Consider the following 19,082-nt stretch of genomic DNA (forward strand, 5'->3'; position numbering starts at 1 on the left):
AAATTTTTAAAAAATATAAATAATTCAGAACTTAATCAATCCACCAAGATAGAGGAAGTAAATCGCAAATACGATGGCGAGAGCGAGCATCAGCGGATGGATTTCTCTGAATCTGCCTGAGAGAATCTTTAAAGCCACGTAGCTTATGAAACCCACGCCAATACCGTCTGCAATTGAGTATGTGAACGGAATTGTCACGAGAACTGCAAATGCTGGCAGAGCTTCAGTCAAATCGCTGAAGTCTATGTCCCGAATGACGGTTAGCATAAGAAAACCAACGAGAATCAATGCGGGAGCGGTTGCTGCAGAAGGAATTATTGCTGCGATTGGCGAAACGAATAAGCCCACTAATATAAACAGAAGCCCTACAACCAGAGCGGTCATTCCTGTTCTTCCGCCCTCCTCAATACCCGCTGCGCTCTCAATGTAGGTGGTGACAGTTGAAGTTCCGAGCAATGCTCCAAAGCTTGTGCCAAATGCGTCGGTCATCAGGATCTTTTCGCTGTCTGGAATGCTCCCGTCTTTTCTCATGAATCCCGCCTTTGCACTCAATCCCGAGACTGTGCCAAGGGTGTCGAAGAAGTCCACCATGAAGAATGCAAATACAACACCAATCGCACCAATGCTCAGCAAACCAGCAAAGTCGAGCTGAAGGAATGTTTTGTCAAGCGTTGGTGGTGCTACAAGGCTTTCTGGCGCGGGAGCAACGCCTATTACTACAGCAACAGCGGTTGCAACGAGAATTGCTACGAGCAATGCTCCTGGAATTCTACGAACCATCATCCCCGCTGCGATCAACAAGCCAAGGATTGCAATCCAGAACTCTGCTTTGGTAAAATTCTCAGTTCCAAGAGCAACGAGTGTTGCGGGATTGTATACAACGATTCCCGCAGCTTTCAAGCCAATAAGCGTGAGGAACAGCCCTATTCCAGCGCCTATTGCGTATTTCTGCGAGACTGGAATAGCGTTTATCACCGCGGTTCTGAACTTCGTCAAAGTCAGGATCATGAATATAATTCCTTCGACGAACACAGCAGCCAAAGCGACTTGCCACGGATAGCCCATGCCTATAACCACGCCATAGGCAAAGTAGGCGTTAAGCCCCATGCCCGGTGCCAAGGCAAAGGGTTTGTTTGCGTATAAAGCCATTATTATTGTTGCAATTCCCGCGGCGAGAGCTGTTGCGGTTACAAGGCTCGGAATTGCTTCTTTGCCGATTGCATCGCTTAGAATTGCTGGATTTACGAAGATAATATAAGCCATCGTCATAAAAGTCGTCAGGCCTGCAAACACTTCTGTTCTCATGTTCGTCTTGTATTCCTCAAATTTGAAATAGCCCGCAAGAGACATGAATTGTGAAAAGAATTCGAATATTAAAAATTTTGCCAAAAAATGCTTGCCCATTGCTCTCAAAGGGCTATATTTGCGGTTAATAGGTAAAATTTACGCATTACGATAATTTTATATCTTTCGAGGATTATGTGATTCGTGCGATATGTTTACTTCCTTCTATTGGTTGCGGGACTTGGAATCCTTGTGCTTGCCCTTCAGAATTCAGCTGAAGACATGAATTCGGCTTGGTTAAGTTATGAAGATGCTGTAAAAAAATCAAATGAAACTGGAAAAATGCTCTTCATTTTTATTAGCTCCCCCACATGTCCCACTTGCGCAAAATTCAGGGAGTTTTTCTCACAAGAAGGCGTAATGGATAAAATTTCGAGCAAGTTTTTGCCAGTATACATTAAAGACCCTGCTCACTCCCCTGTGCCCGTGACAGCATTTCCGACATTTTGCGTTGGCTATCCAAACGATTTGGACTGCTTCTATTCTTCTTCTGGTGAGAATTTGCTGAAGAGACTTGGGGTGAGCTGATGGAAGTCAAAATACCTTCTTACGTTTACATTCAGAAAAATGCGATCAACAAGCTGAGCAAGGTTCTCGATAGGTTGGATTCTGAGAACCCAATAATGCTAACGGATTCGATCGTTAAAGAACTGGTGGCTGAAAAGGTCGGGAATATTTCCTTTATTGGAATCCACCTTGTTGAAAAAGCCACAATGCTTGAAGCGAGGGACATAGTTCTTAAAGTTGGCTATGGCGATGTGGATGCGGTTGTTGGGATAGGTGGTGGAAAAGTGCTCGATGTGGCAAAGGTAGTTGCTACAGAGCTGAATGCGGAATTTGTAAGCGTTCCCACCACTGCTTCGCATGACGGCATAGCTTCGCCAGTTGCAAGCTTTAAAGAGAACGGAAAGCCAATTTCGATATCTACAAAGCCCCCTATAGCGGTCATTGCAGACACTGAGCTCATAAAAAGCTGTCCGAAGAGACTAATTCACTCTGGCTTTGGAGATCTAATCTCGAACATCACTGCGGTGAAGGACTGGAGATTGGCAAGAGACCTGACTGGTGAGAGCTACAACGAAGTTGCGGTGGCAATTGCAAGCATGCCCGCACACTTAATGGTTAAAAAGGCAAAGGAGCAAGGTTTCAGACTTGAAGACGACATAGAGACTTTGCTTAGAGGATTGATTATGAGCGGAGTTGCCATAGCGATTGCGGGAAGCAGTAGACCCGCAAGCGGGGCGGAGCACAAGTTCAGCCACGCTTTAGACTACTTGGGCTTTGGTTCTGGGACTCATGGTGAGCAGGTTGGGCTTGGAACGATCGTTTTTGAGTATTTTTACGAAAAAGCATACAATGATGGGGACTGGGGGCTAATTAGAGAATCTCTCAAAGCGGTAGGCGCACCAACAAAAGCTGAGGAGATCGGATTGAGCAAGGGGCAAGTGCTTGAAGCCCTAAGCTATGCAAAGAAGATTAGAAGAAAAAGATTTACGATTATTGAAGCTCTTAATCCGTCTAAAGAGGACTTTGAAAAAGCTTTAAGGGAAACGGAAGTAGTTGATTGATCTGCTGAGAGCAAGTGATCAAAATCTTTTGGGAGTGTTTTAGTTTTGCAGGAAAAAGTTAAAATACAAATAGCAATTGGATTGATGGGGGTTTAAATGAGCTGGAAGTCTCATGGTTTTAGATTCAAGTCTGGTAGAAAACTGAAAAAGAAGGTCAGAGAGAGGGGAATTAGCTTAAGAAAGTTTTTGCAGGATTTTGAAATAGGTCAAAAAGTAGTAATTGACATAGAGCCAGCATCACAAAAAGGAATGCCACATCCACGATATCAGGGGAGAAGCGGAGTGGTGGTGGGTAAGAGAGGCAGGGCATTTCTTGTGCAGATAAAAGATGGAAGTAAGCTTAAAACGCTGATCTCTCGACCTGAACATCTAAAGAGTGCGTAGAGGTCTGAAATAATGTTTAAAGAAGTTAAAAGTTTTGAATACATAACGATTGCCGAAGCTAAGGAAATCTTGGAAGAAATAGCAAAGAAAAGGCAAGAAAAGGCAGACCTTTTATTTGAGACGAGAAGAGCCTTAAAACATGTTAGGACCTTTTCCAAGTTGAGTGCCGAGAACGCTAAAAAGCTTGTAGATGAGCTTTTAAAGCTTCCACAAGTTGGCAAGCGTGAACTTGCGGTAAAGATAGCCGACATAATGCCAAAAGTCGCGGATGAGGTCAGGGCGATTTACATAAAAGAGAGAACGTTAACCAACGAGGAAATCGAGCAGATTCTCGAAGTTGTTGAGAAATTCAGATAGTAGGAAAAATTATTAATATTAGTTGATACATTTTTAGTGAACGGGCGGGTAGTATGGAGAAATTAAGGGAAAAATCGGAGAGGACGGAAAAATTCGAGGATTATGCCTACGTTCTCGACTTTCTCCCCTATGGACATGTAGATGACAAACGACCGATTCACAAGCGTGAACCTTTGGCTCAAGTGGTTGGAGAGAAATATTTTACCTTGCTTGAAGTTAGCATTAAGAAAGACAAGAATCCGCTCGTCATGGATCGCCTCTATATAGGCAAGGGCGAAAGAGATGTGGTGAATAGAATAAAGAGGAAGCTTCAGTTCCAAGAGCTCACACCTTCTGCAAAGAAAGAACTTCCGTTTGTGATCGAAAATATTGTGAAGCAGAGAGAATCGGAATTTGTTGAATTCTTTAATAAGGCAGAACCGATAACCACGAAGATGCATCAGTTAGAGCTCTTGCCGGGGGTTGGCAAAAAAACTATGTGGGCGATCCTCGAAGAAAGAAAAAAAGAACCCTTTAAGAGTTTTGAGGACATTGCAAAAAGAGTTAAGGGAGTTCAGCCCCTAAAACTTATAGTTAGCCGAATAATTTATGAAATAGAAAATCCTACGGCTAAGTATCACATATTTGTCCAGCCTTGAAATTTTATTTATGCTTTTCAAGCAAATCTTTAAGCCCTGTTATGATCACGATTTCGTTCTCTTTTAACGCTCTTTTTTCGTATTTTTTGATAAGATTTTCGAGATCTTTTCGTAAGTCTGTCTCTTTTTCAGTCAAAGCAATGCTTACTATACTTGCTGTGAAAAGTGAGACGACTGCAACACCCATTAAAACGATTATCATGGCAATCAATTTCCCAATAACAGTCTTGGGCACAATATCGCCATAGCCAGCAGTTGTAATCGTTATAACCGCCCAGTATAGGCACTCGAAGAAGTTCAAATTCTGTTCTTCTGCTTCTGCAAAGTAAAAGCTTGTAGCCCCAAGGAAAATGGCTAAGAATAACAAGAGCAACGCAGAGCCGAGAAGCTTTGCGGATCTTGACTGGATTTCACGCATTAGTCTTACTCCGAGAGCTATAAATCTCAAAATTCTAAGAGCTCTGAGAATTGCACCGTAGTATGGTGGAACAAAGAGAGCGAGAACGATTGCGGGAATGTAGGCAACGATTTCGTAGCTGTTGAGTAAAGCGTAGCTCAACCCGTTATTCCTGATCCTTATTGCATAGTCATAGAAAAGTGCTAAGGCGATCGCAAAGTCTAAAGTGTAAAGAAGATAAAGAATCGCCCCCTCGCTTATTTCTATCAGGAGTATTATAGCAATCGAAAAAACGACAAGAACCAATGCTACGATCTCGCTGAGTTTCATGAAGCAAATTCGTTTGAAAATAAAAATGTTTGCTATGCCGTCCCAATTTGCTGAGACATTGCAAAGCATAAATTTTTGAAAAAATTTATATATTAGCAATAATCCTAAACACTGGGTGAAACATTGAGCGACTGCTTCGGAAGTCCAAACTGCGATTGCGACAACTGTGAGTTACGCAGTTCTTGCAGGTTTGAAGTTCTGCTTTCCAAGATTGAAATTTAAATTATTTACAATTTCTTTTTAAGTTTTTAAATTCTTGGATAAAAATAAAAAACTTAAAATTAGCTCCTGACAAATATATAAACCGAGTATTTTCCTGTCTCCGCATTCTTGCCCACGTCTAAATGAACATTTACCGTAGTATTTGACGGATTATCTTTTGAGCCTTCTGGCAGGCAGAGCTTCTTGGTGGAGTAAATGCTGTTTCCATAAGCATCCTTATAGCTTACATCGATTTTGTCAGGCGAAGGCCCTTCGACCACGTCTTCGAAGTAAACGCAGATTTCGGGGCCGAAATTCTTAACCGTAATCTTCTTTACGTATTCGACTCCTTTAGCCAGATCAACGCTAAAGCTTTGCGGAGATACCGTTATGTTGCTCTCGAGGACTTCAACGCTCCCTTTGATGTTGAAATATATGGTTGCGCCAATCCCTACGGCGATCAAGATCAGATAGAACAAAACAACCCCCAATTTTGCACGCATAATGTTAGCAAGTCAAGGAGTTTAAAAATTTTATGCTTTTAGCTACCATATAACTAACTTAAAAGATTTAATGTGAAAGAAGCACGAAGATTATGAAAATTAAGGCAGAACTAAAGGAAGTCTCTGATGGGGTTTATGCGTTTCTACAGCACGGGGGATGGTTTGTAAGCAATGCTGGGCTGATAGTCGGAGAAAAGTTTGCGGTGGTTGTTGATAGTCTAACAAACGAAAATATGGCGAAAGATTTTATTGAGAAAATAAGGGAAGTGACAAATAAGCCTATAAGATATCTTATAAACACCCACTGGCATGGAGATCATATTTGGACAAACCATCTCTTTGGAGCAACAACGATATGCCACGAGAATTGCAGAGAAGACGCATTAAACGCTTTTCCAGAAATTTACTCAGCTCTTTTTCCAGATTTTGACTTTAGTGGAGCAAAAGTAACTCTGCAGGATATCACTTTGAGCAGTAGAATGAAAATACACCTTGAACACGAAGAATTGGAGCTTTTGCATTTTGGCACCGCACACACAACTGGAGATGTATGTGTTTATTTACCAAAAAAGAAAATTGTATTTTGCGGAGATTTACTTTTTTCAAGACCATGCACACCATTCGTAATGTTCGGTAGCATTTCAGGAATTATCGAAGCTTTGAAAAAGCTTTACAATCTTAATGCTGAGATTTTTGTGCCCGGACATGGAGATGTCGCTGAGAGAGATGAAATTCTTGTAAATATCGATTACTACCGCTTTGTTCAGGAAGAGGCAAAGAAGTGTCTGGAAAAGGGATTAGATCTAAACGAAGCCATAAAAAATGTAGAACTTGGAAAGTTCGCTGAATGGTCTAATGCAGAAAGAATTGCTGGAAATCTGGCAAGAGCTTACAGTGAATTAAGTGGCACGCCATTTGATTTGCTCGAAGCTACGAGAATAATGTTTGATCTGGCTAAAAAATTAAATAGTGGACAACACCTATAATCATGAAATTCGTAACTTTTTGGGCTAATGGAGACAGAATTGGCTTCGTCGTTGGTGGCAAGGTTGTTGACTTGAGATTAGCTTATGCAAGCTATTTGAAGGAAATTGAAAAAGAAAGCACACCACTAAAGCAAGCATACGCTACAATACCATCAAATATGGTCGATTTTCTCGATCGCGAGGATCAGTCAATGAAAATTGCAAAGAACGTTTATGACTTCGTTTGCGAAAAAATCGATAGTGGTAAGACATTGGAATCACTAAATGGCGATAAAGTTATTTATGATCTTAATGATGTAAAATTGAGAGCTCCAATTCCGATTCCAAGACTCATGATTGACTTTTCAACCTTCGAAGAGCACGTAAAGATGTCTTTTGAGAAAATGGGTCAGAATGTGCCAGCGGAATGGTATGTGATGCCTGTTGGCTACAAGATGAATCCCTACTCAGTCATAGGTCCCGAAGAGCCAATCGTTTATCCAAGCTATACCCAACTCCTTGACTACGAGCTTGAGTTTGCTGTGGTGATTGGAAAGAAGGGCAAAAATATACCCAAGGAGAAAGCATACGATTTTGTTTTCGGCTATACAATTGTAAACGATGTCAGTGCAAGAGACGTTGAATACATCGAACTCAGAGCTATGCCTTTAGGACCTTTGAAGAGCAAGGATTTCGACTCCGCAACACCTATGGGTCCTTGGATTGTCACAAAAGACGAAATCAATGATCCGCACAATCTGAAAATGCAGGCTCGGGTTAATGGAGAAATCTGGTCGGAAGCGAGCACAAAGGACATGTATTGGAAGATCCCAGATCTGATTGAGCATTTTTCTCGGGAGCAAACGATTTATCCTGGAATGATATTGCTTTCAGGAACCCCCGGACACGGATGTGGACTGCACATCGGCAGATTTCTGAATCCTGGCGACGTGGTTGAACTTGAGATTGAAAAGATCGGAGTTCTGAGAAACAGGGTTGTAAAGATAGCCTGAACATGGAAGCTTATAAAAACTGCCACAAATTTTAATCATGGAAGTAATTCCAATCGCCTACGACTCGATGGGAGTCAGAAGCATGGCTACATTTGTTAAAACAAAAGATTTAGCAATAGTGATCGATCCGAGTGTCAGTTTAGCACCTTCAAGATATGGCTTGCCACCGCACAGGCTTGAGATCGAGCGGATGAACCAGAAATGGCAGGAAATCAAGAGCTTTGTAGAGAAAAGCGATGTGGTTGCGATAACGCACTACCATTACGACCACCACAACCCCGAAGAAGTTGAGATCCTGAATGAAAAAAAGATTTTTTTAAAGCATCCAAAGGAAAAGATCAACAGAAGCCAGATTGGGAGAGCGGGTTATTTTCTTGAAGGGCTGAAACAAATTAAAGCTGAAATCGACTTCTGCGATGGAAAAAGCTATGAATTCGGAAATACGGTTGTTGAGTTCTCAAAGCCAGTTTTTCATGGTGCAAATCAAAAACTTGGCTTTGTGGTCGAAGTTTTTATTTCAGATGGCAAAGAAAGCTTTTTGTTTTCTTCAGACGTTGAGGGACCAATCCATGAGGATCAAACCGCCTTTATTCTTGAAAAGAAGCCCGAAGTCGTGTTCATTGACGGTCCCATGACTTATATGCTTGGCTACCGCTTTTCCCGAGAATCCCTTGAGAAGGCGGTTGGAAACATAAAGAAGATCATTGAAGTCTCAAAAACCGTCGTTCTTGACCACCATTTGCTAAGAGACTTAAAATGGAGAGAGAACCTTTCGGAGCTTTTTAGCTACGCTGAGCAATTTGGAACCAAAATTCAGTCCGCTTCACAGTTTCTTGGAAAACCAGAAGAACTTTTGGAAGCAAGAAGAAAGGAGCTTTATCAGAAATACAAGTGATCAGCGAACCGCATTCTCAACGCAAGCTTTTAGATCTCCAAAGGAGACTTCAAGTTTTCTCTTTTTTGGCAAATACTCCAGAGCTTTTCCTGAGTTTACCATTACGCAATTAAATTTCTCCGTGGCGGGCGAGACAACCATGCATGTGTCTCTGAAAACCTTTGCTCCGAGTTTTTCAAGCTTTTCAACGACTTCTTTGCTCTCCTCAGCCACCTTTCGTGAGGTGAATATCCAGAGCTCTTTTTTCACTTTTCTTCCGGCAATCAGTTTCAGAATCTCTTTGAGTTCTTCTTTTGAGCAGTGAGGACATCCAATTGCCACAAGCTCCGCTTCACAGCCTTTTTCAATTTTACCGTCAATCTCAACTACTTCCTTTGGCTTCTCAAAATCCTTGCATTCGGGGGTAATGCCTTCAGCATGAAACATAGCAACATTTCCACTCGCAGCTATCGAAGCTGATAATAACTTCAATTCGTCCATCGATGGTTTTCGCTCAAAAATGAAGTATGGAATCTCTCCAGAAAGCTCTAAACCAGCTTTGTAGCCAACCAAGGACAGATCACCTTTAGCCTTTACAACAACCGTCGGAGCCCTGTTTTCCTTGATGTGCAGTCCGTAATAGGGTGTTCTGCCAGTGATCGCTGAGGCGAGAGCACTTATGCCACTTTCTCTGTTTGTTCTTGCTCCAAAAACAGAGTTTGCATAAACCACTGCGGAGCTTTCAGCCCATGCCAAATGTTCACCAAATTTTGGCTTTTGAATGTAGTAAGGGGAGCAAGTGAGCGTTATTTGAACACCAAGGTTCTTAAAAACCTCTATGATTTCCATTTGCTTCCTGTAAAAGTCCTCGCCGATTCCCATTTCTTTCCAACGCTCCAGATCCATTCCCGCTGGATTTAGTGTGGTTGGAACAACAACTTTTCCTTTAATCGATTTCAACCATTCAAGCCCTTCGTCGCCGATGTTGTCGTAGCTAACTCCAGATATGTGTGCAGAAGAGATTTTTACAAGTTTTTCTGCATTGAAAACTTTTGCTAATGCCGCTATGATTTTCATGCAGTCCTTTGTTTCTTCATTTTCAAGTAGAAGCTCTTCTTCCCTACTGAGCATTTTCCACCTCTTTCTTCAGCCACTCTGGGAGCATAAATGCGGAGAAGTGAACTTCAGGATTGTAATGCTTCGTTTTTCCCGCAATCTTCCTGTAATTTCTTCTGACAAACCTGAAATCGTGATCACCAGCTATTATGAAACTCCAGAGAGCCATGGGGTATGTCGGAATTGTTGAAATGAAAACTCTTCGATTATCAAGCACGGAGGAATTCAAAAGCATCTTTCTAAAATACTCCTTTTGAATTAAAGGAGACTGAGATTGAGAGCAAAAAACTCTGCATTTTTCTTTGCAGAGCTCGAAAAAGTCCTTGCCAAATAGGGGATCGCTAACTCCCACTGGATCCGTGCCGTCAACGATTATCACGTCAAAGCTTTCGCAGTTCTCAAGAAACTTCCTTCCGTCTTCGATGACAACTTCAACCCTTGGATCTTCGAACGCTCCATTGTCTATCTTTAGATGCTCTTTGCAAAGCTCTATTACGTTCCGATCTATCTCTACAAGCACAGCTTTTTCAACTGGATGCTTTAAAACCTCTCTAAGTGCTCCTCCATCTCCGCCACCGATGATGAGCACCTTTTTTGCCTTTTTACAGCTGTTCATTGGCACATGGACGAGCATTTCATGATAAAGGAATTCATCAAACTCCGTGAGCTGTATTTTGCCGTCGATCACGAGCATTTTTCCAAAACTTTCAGTTTCGAAGAGCTCCACTTTCTGGATTCCTTCTGCACTGGCAATCTTTTTCCTCACCGCAATCATGAGCCCTGAGCCGTTGTATCTCTCGACAAACCAGTCCATATGGAGAGTTCGAGAGGTATATATAACACGTTTGCCCACTCTTCTTGTGATCTATCTGGGTGGTGAAGCGGAAGTCAGAATAGAAGATGTTGTTGTAAAAAAGAGAAAGCCAAAGCGTTATAGGCTCAAAGAAATCGATGAGTCGCTCAGAATTAAGCGAACCAGAACTGAAGCCAAGCTAATTTCGATGGCAAGACGCATTGGAGTTCCAACACCAATAATTCTTGATCTTGAGGAAGACACCATAGTCATGGAAAGAATTTACGGAACCCCTGTGAAAGACTGCATGAACGAAGAGATCAGCAGAGAGATTGGAAGGCTTGTGGCAAAGCTACACTCCGCTAACATTATCCACGGAGACATTACACCGATGAACATGATCCTCAGCAACGACAAGATTTACTTTGTCGACTTTGGACTTGCTTTTATAGACAGCAGAATCGAAGCCAAGGGTGTAGACGTTCATGTTTACTTCGAATCGCTAAAAGCAGGATTTGAGAACTGGGAAAAACTAAGAGATGCTTTTATTGAAGGCTATCTCGAATCTGGAAGCGAGGATGTAATAAGAAGGGCTAAAGAAATCGAAGAGAGGGGAAGATACGTGGAAAGAAGACTACAGTAGCTTTTTAGCATTTTCAAGATATTCTATTATTCCTTCAATCGCTTCGCCAAGGATTTTCTTGTTATCGTAGCCCGCAACGATCTTCTCGAGCTCTTCTTTGCTCAGATTTCTCATCTCTTTTGCGAATTCGCACATCTTGGCGATAGCTCTTGTGATGTTGTCCACTATGGTAATGTCTGCCATTCTCGAAGTCCTTGAGAGTGGGTTTAAATCGATGGCAATTACTTTCTTACCATGCCTTTTCAGGATTTCGCATCTGTCTCCATCTTCCAATGGCACAAGGACAACGTCAGCAGAGTAAATGCCTCTTTTATCGACAATTCTCCTTGAGGAGCTCAAACCTTCAAGCACAGCGTCGCCAGCGAATAGAGCTGAAATTCCAAATTTTGAAAGGTAATCCGCTATTTTCCTGACTCTCTCTTCGCTGTAATGGAAAACATTTACCTCTACTTTTGCATTGACGAGTTTTGCAAGCTCTCCAATTTCTTTTGGAACAAGAACAGCGGTGTTTCCGTTTACACTGATCACTGGGTTTTTTGCAAGCAAAAGCATTGCGGTCGCAGCTTTCTCTGCTTTTAAGGCAAAATCTCTTGTCTTCTCGCCCAAGATATAGTCAAATGCTTCTCCTCTGCCATGGGCGATGAGCCCCTCGATTGCGGTTATCCCCGCTTTCATGCCCTCGACGAGCTTTTCCCTTGTTATGAGAGACTCATATCTCGGATGATCTCTCGGAATCATACTCTCTCCTCAGGAAGTCTGCAAGCTCTTTTAACGAGCTAAAAATGTAGTCCGCATATATTTTAAAGCTTTCGACCATATTTTTGTTTCTTTCATGCACAATCAGAGCTGTCTTAACTCCAGCGTTTTTGCCCGAAAGCAGATCGAATAGAAAATCTCCAACGAATAGAGCATAAGAGGGTTGAACAGCAAATCTTCTGAGGACAAGATTTATAGGCTCTGGCGACGGTTTTGGATTTGCGTCTTCTCTTGTAACCACAAAATCAAATTCCAGTCCAAATTTCTTTGAAATCATTTCAACACTCTTTTTGCTGTTCCTTGTGATTATGCCATGCGGGATTCTCTTTTCTCTGAGGAATTGAAGGAGTTCTTTTGCATAAAAAGCAAGTCTGGCATTTTTGGCACTCTCAAGTTCGTATTTTTCAAGAACTCTTAGCATCTCTCTCTTTCTGCTCTCATCTTTCTCTGAAAGTATGCTTTCAAGGACAAACCTGTCTCCGATGCCCAGCACCGCTCTTATCTCCTCAAATGGAATGTTGAACTCAACAAGAGTCCCATCGAGATCAAACGCTATAAGCCTGAACATACTCTCTAAGCTTCTTTGCTTCTTTTCTCGGATTTTCAGCCTCGTAAATGCTCCTGCCAACTATGATTCCGTCCGCAAATCTAAGAGCTTCGAGACTTCCGCCCTGTGCTCCAATACCTGGACAGAGGATCTTCATTTCGCCCGCAACCTCTTTAATTTCTTTGAGCCTCTCAATCCTTGTTGCGGGAGCTATTAAGCCTTGACAACCAATTTCTTTTGCTTTTTTTACAATTTCGAGCGAAAATTTGCTCATGAATTCTTCGCCTCCAGGACTGCTCAGCTCGGTTACAATGTAGAGTTCTCCGCCAAAGCGCTTTGCAACGCTTAGCATAGCCTTCAAAGAATCACTTCCAGCAAATCCATGAGCTATTACAGCTTTGGCATCGTTTCGAAATGCTATTTCAGCAATCTTAGCACTTATATGTGGAACATCTGCAATCTTTAAGTCCGCGATTACGGGCTTGATTTCCGAAAGCTCAGAAATTATCCTAATTCCTGATGAGAGAACTAACGGGTAATTGACTTTGAACCGATCAACAAGATCGCAGAGTTCTTCTGCGATTTTCAAAGCAATTCTTCTCTCTTCCACGTCTAAAGCGAGAATAAGTTCTTTCACAGAATTAGCTTTGCGAGGCGAAAATTAAATGTTTCCAAAATAATTTTTAACTTCATGGAGAGCATAGCTTATGGATCTTTCTTCACTTTACTCAAAGATCGGAAAAAATTCGTGGAGGATTCTGGGGGCAATTTTCAGAAATCTCTGGAATTATAAGTATGTTCCTCTTAATGTCATAAGCGATTCAGCAAAGATAAAGGAGGAAAAGACAAGGAGAATTTTAAAAGCATTGGGAGATGATGGCATTGTTTTAAACAAATTCACAGAATACGAGGGGGCAACTCTGACCTTTTCAGGGCTAAGCCTTTACTCACTGCATTTACTTGCGGAGAGCGGACAGGTGAAGGCGATAGGCAAAAAGGTGGGTGAAGGGAAAGAAAGCTTGGTTTACAACTGCATTTCAAAGCAGGGGGAGGCGGTTATAAAGTTTCACAAGCTCGGTTATCAGAGTTTCAAGAAAGTAGTTGAGAAAAGAGATTATGGTAACCTGAACTTCCTCGTTCTCTCGATCAGATCTGCAAAAAGGGAATTCAGTGCTTTGAGGAAGCTTCGGGGATTAGCTGTGCCAGAAGCCTACGCTTGGGAGGGAAATGCGGTGCTCATGCAGTTGATAGATGCAAAAGAGCTGTATAAGGTAAAGGTTGATAATCCTGAAGAACTTCTTGACTCTATACTCGAGGAGGTGGCCAAGTTTTACCGCAGAGGTGTTGTTCATGGAGATCTTAGCCCCTTCAACGTTCTTGTTAACCAAAGCGGTTTCTGGATAATAGACTTTCCACAGAGCTTGGAGGTTGGAGAAGACAACTGGAAGGAGATTCTTTTGAGAGATCTCGAGAATTTGCTGAAGTATTTTAGCAGAACCTATCGGATAGAAAGAGATATGAATTCTGTGATCGAGAAAATAATCAGTGATCGTGGGAATTGATGTCCTCGGACACAGAAAATTTGCCTTTGTAGCTCTGAATGGAGAAGAGGAAATCAGGAGAGTTATCTCTAAAAATAAGCTTTTCAGAACAATAAAAGAAATGAAGCCAGAAATAGTTGCAATTGACAGCATTAGCGAGATTTTCAAATCAAAAGAGGAAATTATAGAGTTTTTGAAGAATACAAACACAAGGCTTGTGCAGGTTGCTGTGGACGCATCTCTACCAGTCCTCGCGCGAAGATTTGGCATAAAAATGAACCCAAGAGATCCATTCGATGAGGCAAGAACCTGTGCATATCTTGCAAGCTTTGAAATTGGATATGAGGTATCGGTCTTCACCGACAAAACCCAGATCGTGGTTTCGAGGAACAGAAGCCTGGGAAAGGGAGGATGGAGGCAAAAGAGATATGGGAGGAAAGTGCATGATGCGGTGAGGAGTATCTATAGAGAGATAAAGTCGATTTTGGATGAGCTTGGCTTTGAATATACTGAAAATGTTAGGGAGAGATTTGGAGGCATTTCAAGAGGGGAAATACTGATTAATGCTCCGAGAAGAGATGTGCCAGTTAGTTCTTTTAAGACGAAGGATGTTCAGGTAAAAGTTAGCTCTGTGGAAAAGGAGAGAATTGAACTGATACCTCTTTCAAGATCCAAAAGATATTTGATAGCAGGCATAGATCCTGGAACAACAACTGCGGTTGCGATTATGGACTTGGCTGGAAATCTGATCTCGATCAGAAGCAAGAAAGAGTGGAACACCTCAGATGTCGTGCAATTCATAACCGAGCATGGAAAGCCAGTTATAATTGCAACTGACAAAAAAAATCCGCCAGACTTTGTTTCTAAGATCAGGGCTTCTTTCAATGCTGTGCTTTACACTCCAAGGGAGGATCTGAATGTTGAAAAGAAAAGAGAACTGACATCTAATTATAAAGTTTTAAACGATCACGAACGCGATGCCCTCGCAGCAGCAATAGATGCTCTGAACTTTTATCGAAGCAAGTTCAGAAACATTGAGAGACGAGTTCCTGCGGGGATCGACACAGAAAAAATAAAAGCGGAAATAATCAAAGGAACGCCACTAAAAAGTCTTTTTGAGGAAAGAAAAGTCGAAAAAATTGAAAAAAAGGAGTCTATTGATTTAGATTTAATTTCTGAGATAGACAGAAGGGATAAAAAGATAAAAGAGCTACTTGAAGAGAACGAGATTTTGAGGAAGCAGCTTTCAGAATTAAAAGAAGAGATAGAAAGACTAAGAGCGAGGATAGCGAGTTTTTCGAGTGAAGAGAAGGAGAAGATAAGGAAAGAAACATACATAAGGAACCTTGAGTTTAGGATTTCTGAGCTTTTGGCTGAAATAAAGGAGAAGGATTCAGAAATCTCGAAACTAAAAGATCAGATCGAATTGCTCAAAAAAATAAAGTTTGGAGAATTCATGGGCTGGAAAGAAATAAAGGTGCTTAAAAAGTTTACAAAAGACGAAATAGAGCAGAGTAAAGATATCGGAGAGGGTGATGTAGTCTTAATTCTCGACTCGAGTGGAGGAAGTAAGAGCGTTGCAGAAATGCTGTGTGAAAAGAAAATTAAGGCGATAGTAACGATCGGAGAGATGTCGCATCTAGCTCAGGAAGTCTTTGATTCTTACAACATTCCAAGAATCAGGGCTGAGGAGGTTGAAATCATTGGAGGAGAAGGCTTCGCCTTCGTAAGTCCCAAATTTGAGGAAGTTTATCGAAGAAAGTTTGAAGAGCTCAGAAAGAGAAAAATAGAAAATATAGAAAAGCTATTTGAAGAATACAGAAGAATGCGAAGGTTATGAATCTTTTGTTCTCATCAATGTTCCTTTATGAGTATTCCACGGACATGATCGCTAAGGCATGCGAGGTTGCTGGCTATGAGGGAATTGAGTTTTGGGTTGAAACGCCTTATTTCTGGGTCGATCGATCTTTAGAGAAGCTTGATTGCTTTTCAGGCATGAAATTGGAATTTCATGCTCCAGTTCTCGATCTAAATCCAGTTTCGGTTAACAACGATCTTTGCGAGCTTACACTTAAAGAGACTTTATACACGATCTCCTTGGCTTCGAAAACAAAAGCTGAGCTCGTTACAATTCATGCAGGCAAAAGAAGTGCCTACAGAGAGCCAGTCTGGGCAGACTACAACTCCCTGCATAAATATTTACGAGTTTCTTCGAAATTTGCAAGGCTTAAGGGCGTAAATCTGTGTTTGGAAAATTCTGAGCAAAGTATAAACAACCTATGCAAGAAACCGGAAGAAATTAAGAAGTTTGCAGATTTTTACGATCTCTCGATCACCTTTGACATAAAACACTCATTGGAGAATGCAGAAGACTTTTACAGCCTTATAAATAGAGTTCGCAATGTTCATGTTAGCAACTCAGATGAGAAGCGAAGACACGTGCAGGCAAGCAAGAGCGAAAGAGTTGCAAAAATACTCAAGGATCTATCCGAGCTTGGCTATGATGGCTTTATAACGGTTGAGCTTGACGATCTTGGTATTGGGAGCTTGGATTTTGGAAAAAAGGTTGAGATCCTAAGAGAAGAAGCGAATTTCGTAAGAAAATTTTTCAAGAAATAGCTTCTTTTCTGAAGAGCCTAAATATTAATTTCTCAAGTTCCACTATGAAGAAGACTGAAGAAGTCAAACCCAAAGTCTTGATCCATTCTTCAAGGCTCATCGGCTCAAGTAGAAGTGCAGTGCTGAAGTTTGTAACGTAAAGCTGAATTGCAAGCGTTAAAAAGATCCCGAGGATTGCAAATTTGTTTCTCAGTCCAACTTCAAAGAAGCTTTTCTCGACATGAGGAGTAAGCAGATACCAGATCCCGACTGCAATTATTGCATTCACCGCAGAAGACATCTTCCCCGTGTCGAAGTAAAGGACGTAAGCAAGCAGAACGCTTAGTATGGAGATGTAAAAGATCCTGAATATGATGCGATTGTTTATCAGCTCTCCCCTCGTGGGCTTTAGCTTAAGCAATCCTCTCTCCATTGGCTCAAAGACGAGCATCATTCCAAGCAGTCCAGAAGTGACGGTGTTGATCCAGAGTATGTGGAGCGGTAGCATTGGCATTGAAATTCCGAGGGCAAAGGCAACGAGCACGATCAGTCCTTGGCCTCCATTTGTCGGAAGCATCCAAGAAATGATCCTCTGAATCTTTCGGAAAACGTTTCTACCTTCTTCTATTGCCTTAACGATCGTGGAAAAGCTGTCATCAAGTAAAACCATGTCACCTGCTTCCTTAGCTATATCGCTACCACTTCCCATTGCTACACCAATTTCAGCTCTTTTCAGTGCGGGAGCATCATTGACGCCATCGCCAGTTACCGCAACAACTTCCTTGTTTTCTTGTAAAGCCTTAACAATTTCAAGCTTTTGATCAGGTGTTGTTCTTGCAAAAATGCTGTATTTCGCAACCGCTTCACGCAAGTCAATTTTTTCAAGCTCTTTGCCAGTAATAACCTCTCCTTCGATGCCAGCGTCTCTTGCGATCTTCAATGCGGTTGTTGGATGATCGCCAGTGATCATTAGAACCCTTATTCCAGCGGATTTGCATTTTTCAACAGCCTCCTTGCTTTCTTCTCTTAGCGGGTCGATCAAACACTGATAGCCGAGAAATTCAAGATTTTTGAGCTCGAAACCATTGAATTCTTCAACCTTCTTGAATGCAAAAGCTAACGTTCTCATCCCGTTCTGAGTGCACGTCTCTGGAATTTTGCTTTGAACCATGCCCTCTACGACTTCGGGAGCTCCCTTAACAATAACATATATCCCGTCCTTTGTCTTTGCTGAAACCGCCATGAACTTTCTCTTCGAGTCGAATGGAATCTCGTCGAGTATTTCGTAGTCTTCTGTGATTCCAGACTTTAAAGCAAGCTCGAGCAGTGCTATTTCAAGCGGATCCCCTCTGCAGTTCCCGCCTTCGCAGACTGCTCTGTTGCATATGTATCCCGCAAGAACTAATTTTCTTATGTCCTCTCCAAGAACCTTTTCACCATTTTTGTAGAATCCGTCATCTTGAATTTCGTATTCGCCTTCTGGAGTGACCAGCTTGACGACTTTAAGCTTGTTTTGAGTCAAAGTTCCAGTTTTATCCGAGCAAATTACTGTGACACTGCCCAATGTTTCTACTGCGGGCAGAGATTTAACCAGAGCTTTTCTTTTAGCCATCTCTCTCACGCCAAAGGCAAGAGCCAACGTTATAGTTGCGGGAAGTATCTCAGGAATCACAGCGACCGCAAAGCTTATTGCGGAAAGAAATGCATACGTGCTCTCGTAGCCTCTGTAAAGCCCGAGCAAGAATATTGCAACCGAGACCAAAATGATTCCGATTGTGAGCTGTTTCGCAAATACACGCATTTTTGCAAGCAGCGGTGTCTCGACGCTTTCTTCAAGTCCTTTGCCAATTTTACCCATCTCTGTTCTCTCGCCCGTTGCAACAACAACCGCCTTTCCCCAGCCAGAAGTCACAACGGTGCCAGCGTAGAGCATGCAGGTTCTTTCAGGCACAATCGCGTCTTCAGAAACCTTTTTGTTGTTCTTCTCAACTGGAAAAGACTCCCCTGTTAGCATTGACTCGTCAACGCTGAGTTCTCTGCTTTCAACAATTCTTGCATCTGCGGGAACCTTCATTCCCGCTTCAACTATTATTACATCGCCCGGAACGATTAAATTTGACTCAATTTCGGTTATTTTTCCTTCAGAAACAACGAGAGCCTTTGGAATCAGGAACTTCTTAAGCTCTTTCATTATACTCTCCGCTTTCCATTCCTGAAGGAACCCGACGATTGCTCCAAGGATGACAATTGCAAAGACTATGAAAGCTTCAAGATGGTGCTCCAAATAGCTGAGAAGAAACATCGAAACTATTAGAACGAGCACAAGCGGATTTCGGAACTGCTTGATGAAAACTTCAAATGGCTTCTTTTCCTTAACCTTTATTTCGTTTAAACCGTAAATTCTGAGCCTTTTTTCCCTCTCAGCTTGACTTAAACCGTTTAAACTGGTTTCCAGCCTTTTAATGACGTCTTCAACCTCTAAAGCCCAGAAGTTCATCTTAAATCCCAATACTG

At 41.9% G+C, this 19,082-nt stretch carries 21 protein-coding genes; 12 read left to right on the forward strand and 9 right to left on the reverse strand.

The genetic code is table 11. The features are described from left to right. Window positions 1–24 precede the first annotated feature (24 nt). Complete coding sequence (locus tag QXI54_05140; protein MEM0302535.1) at window positions 25–1,350, reverse strand: NCS2 family permease; 1,326 nt, start codon at window positions 1,348–1,350, stop codon at window positions 25–27. A 138-nt stretch (window positions 1,351–1,488) separates the two neighbouring features. Here QXI54_05140 and QXI54_05145 point away from each other — a divergent pair, with 138 nt between their 5' ends. The 5 genes from QXI54_05145 (at window position 1,489) to QXI54_05165 (ending at window position 4,291) form a co-directional block, all read left to right on the forward strand. Beyond that, window positions 1,489–1,872, forward strand: a complete 384-nt coding sequence (locus QXI54_05145; GenBank protein MEM0302536.1) for a thioredoxin family protein — start codon at window positions 1,489–1,491, stop codon at window positions 1,870–1,872. Then, entirely contained in the window at window positions 1,872–2,912 is a 1,041-nt protein-coding gene (locus QXI54_05150; protein ID MEM0302537.1) for a sn-glycerol-1-phosphate dehydrogenase, read from the forward strand. Before QXI54_05145 ends, QXI54_05150 begins: the two co-directional genes overlap by 1 nt. A 96-nt stretch (window positions 2,913–3,008) precedes the next feature. Next, complete coding sequence (locus QXI54_05155) at window positions 3,009–3,296, forward strand: 50S ribosomal protein L21e (protein ID MEM0302538.1); 288 nt, start codon at window positions 3,009–3,011, stop codon at window positions 3,294–3,296. 12 nt (window positions 3,297–3,308) lie between these two features. Continuing rightward, a complete protein-coding gene (locus QXI54_05160) occupies window positions 3,309–3,653 on the forward strand; it encodes an RNA polymerase Rpb4 family protein (GenBank protein ID MEM0302539.1) in 345 nt (114 codons plus the stop codon). 53 nt (window positions 3,654–3,706) lie between these two features. Continuing rightward, a complete protein-coding gene (locus QXI54_05165) occupies window positions 3,707–4,291 on the forward strand; it encodes a DUF655 domain-containing protein (GenBank protein MEM0302540.1) in 585 nt (194 codons plus the stop codon). Between the two features lie 4 nt (window positions 4,292–4,295). Here QXI54_05165 and QXI54_05170 read toward each other — a convergent pair whose 3' ends face one another. After that, window positions 4,296–5,018 (reverse strand): potassium channel family protein, encoded by a 723-nt coding sequence (locus tag QXI54_05170; GenBank protein MEM0302541.1) that lies wholly within the window; start codon window positions 5,016–5,018, stop codon window positions 4,296–4,298. A 281-nt stretch (window positions 5,019–5,299) separates the two neighbouring features. Continuing rightward, a complete protein-coding gene (locus QXI54_05175) occupies window positions 5,300–5,722 on the reverse strand; it encodes a hypothetical protein (GenBank protein ID MEM0302542.1) in 423 nt (140 codons plus the stop codon). 92 nt (window positions 5,723–5,814) lie between these two features. On the opposite strand from QXI54_05175, the gene QXI54_05180 reads away from it, so the two are divergent. Genes QXI54_05180 through QXI54_05190 form a run of 3 tightly spaced genes read left to right on the forward strand, consistent with a single transcriptional unit; the run spans window position 5,815 to window position 8,595 of the window. Next, the gene (locus QXI54_05180; GenBank protein MEM0302543.1) at window positions 5,815–6,708 is read left to right on the forward strand and encodes an MBL fold metallo-hydrolase; all 894 of its coding nucleotides are present in this window, start codon (window positions 5,815–5,817) and stop codon (window positions 6,706–6,708) included. 2 nt (window positions 6,709–6,710) lie between these two features. After that, window positions 6,711–7,700: a fumarylacetoacetate hydrolase family protein gene (locus QXI54_05185; GenBank protein ID MEM0302544.1), complete on the forward strand. Its 990-nt coding sequence runs from the start codon at window positions 6,711–6,713 to the stop codon at window positions 7,698–7,700. Window positions 7,701–7,737: 37 nt separating this feature from the next. Then, window positions 7,738–8,595 carry a hypothetical protein gene (locus tag QXI54_05190; protein ID MEM0302545.1) on the forward strand — a complete coding sequence of 286 codons (858 nt, stop codon included), beginning with the start codon at window positions 7,738–7,740 and terminating at the stop codon, window positions 8,593–8,595. On the opposite strand, the gene QXI54_05195 is transcribed toward QXI54_05190, so the two are convergent. Continuing rightward, on the reverse strand, window positions 8,596–9,705 hold the full coding sequence (locus QXI54_05195) for an aconitase X catalytic domain-containing protein (GenBank protein MEM0302546.1): 1,110 nt from the start codon (window positions 9,703–9,705) through the stop codon (window positions 8,596–8,598). It abuts the gene before it with no gap. Then, window positions 9,695–10,504 carry a spermidine synthase gene (gene speE, locus QXI54_05200; GenBank protein ID MEM0302547.1) on the reverse strand — a complete coding sequence of 270 codons (810 nt, stop codon included), beginning with the start codon at window positions 10,502–10,504 and terminating at the stop codon, window positions 9,695–9,697. Before speE ends, QXI54_05195 begins: the two co-directional genes overlap by 11 nt. Before the next feature lie 46 nt (window positions 10,505–10,550). Between speE and QXI54_05205 the strand changes: the two genes are divergently transcribed. Beyond that, window positions 10,551–11,126: a Kae1-associated kinase Bud32 gene (locus QXI54_05205; GenBank protein ID MEM0302548.1), complete on the forward strand. Its 576-nt coding sequence runs from the start codon at window positions 10,551–10,553 to the stop codon at window positions 11,124–11,126. Here the strand turns inward: QXI54_05205 and QXI54_05210 are convergent. The 3 genes from QXI54_05210 to pyrF are packed head-to-tail and all read right to left on the reverse strand — an operon-like array spanning window position 11,118 to window position 13,066. After that, complete coding sequence (locus QXI54_05210; protein ID MEM0302549.1) at window positions 11,118–11,864, reverse strand: 4-phosphopantoate--beta-alanine ligase; 747 nt, start codon at window positions 11,862–11,864, stop codon at window positions 11,118–11,120. The genes QXI54_05205 and QXI54_05210 overlap by 9 nt on opposite strands. Then, the gene (locus QXI54_05215) at window positions 11,836–12,450 is read right to left on the reverse strand and encodes an HAD family hydrolase (GenBank protein ID MEM0302550.1); all 615 of its coding nucleotides are present in this window, start codon (window positions 12,448–12,450) and stop codon (window positions 11,836–11,838) included. Before QXI54_05215 ends, QXI54_05210 begins: the two co-directional genes overlap by 29 nt. Then, window positions 12,428–13,066 carry an orotidine-5'-phosphate decarboxylase gene (gene pyrF / locus QXI54_05220; protein MEM0302551.1) on the reverse strand — a complete coding sequence of 213 codons (639 nt, stop codon included), beginning with the start codon at window positions 13,064–13,066 and terminating at the stop codon, window positions 12,428–12,430. The genes QXI54_05215 and pyrF overlap by 23 nt, the downstream gene beginning before the upstream one ends. A 70-nt stretch (window positions 13,067–13,136) precedes the next feature. On the opposite strand from pyrF, the gene QXI54_05225 reads away from it, so the two are divergent. From QXI54_05225 to QXI54_05235, 3 genes are read left to right on the forward strand one after another with little or no spacing between them, the layout of a single operon-like run. Continuing rightward, window positions 13,137–13,991 (forward strand): RIO1 family regulatory kinase/ATPase, encoded by an 855-nt coding sequence (locus QXI54_05225; GenBank protein ID MEM0302552.1) that lies wholly within the window; start codon window positions 13,137–13,139, stop codon window positions 13,989–13,991. Further along, window positions 13,975–15,810, forward strand: a complete 1,836-nt coding sequence (locus QXI54_05230; GenBank protein ID MEM0302553.1) for a DUF460 domain-containing protein — start codon at window positions 13,975–13,977, stop codon at window positions 15,808–15,810. Before QXI54_05225 ends, QXI54_05230 begins: the two co-directional genes overlap by 17 nt. Next, a complete protein-coding gene (locus QXI54_05235; protein ID MEM0302554.1) occupies window positions 15,807–16,589 on the forward strand; it encodes a sugar phosphate isomerase/epimerase in 783 nt (260 codons plus the stop codon). The genes QXI54_05230 and QXI54_05235 overlap by 4 nt, the downstream gene beginning before the upstream one ends. On the opposite strand, the gene QXI54_05240 is transcribed toward QXI54_05235, so the two are convergent. Continuing rightward, window positions 16,579–19,077 (reverse strand): HAD-IC family P-type ATPase, encoded by a 2,499-nt coding sequence (locus QXI54_05240; protein ID MEM0302555.1) that lies wholly within the window; start codon window positions 19,075–19,077, stop codon window positions 16,579–16,581. The two genes, QXI54_05235 and QXI54_05240, sit on opposite strands and share 11 nt — an antisense overlap. Window positions 19,078–19,082 lie beyond the last annotated feature (5 nt).

The organism is Archaeoglobaceae archaeon, from assembly GCA_038734275.1.
In the GTDB taxonomy this organism is placed as follows: Archaea; Halobacteriota; Archaeoglobi; order Archaeoglobales; family Archaeoglobaceae; genus WYZ-LMO2.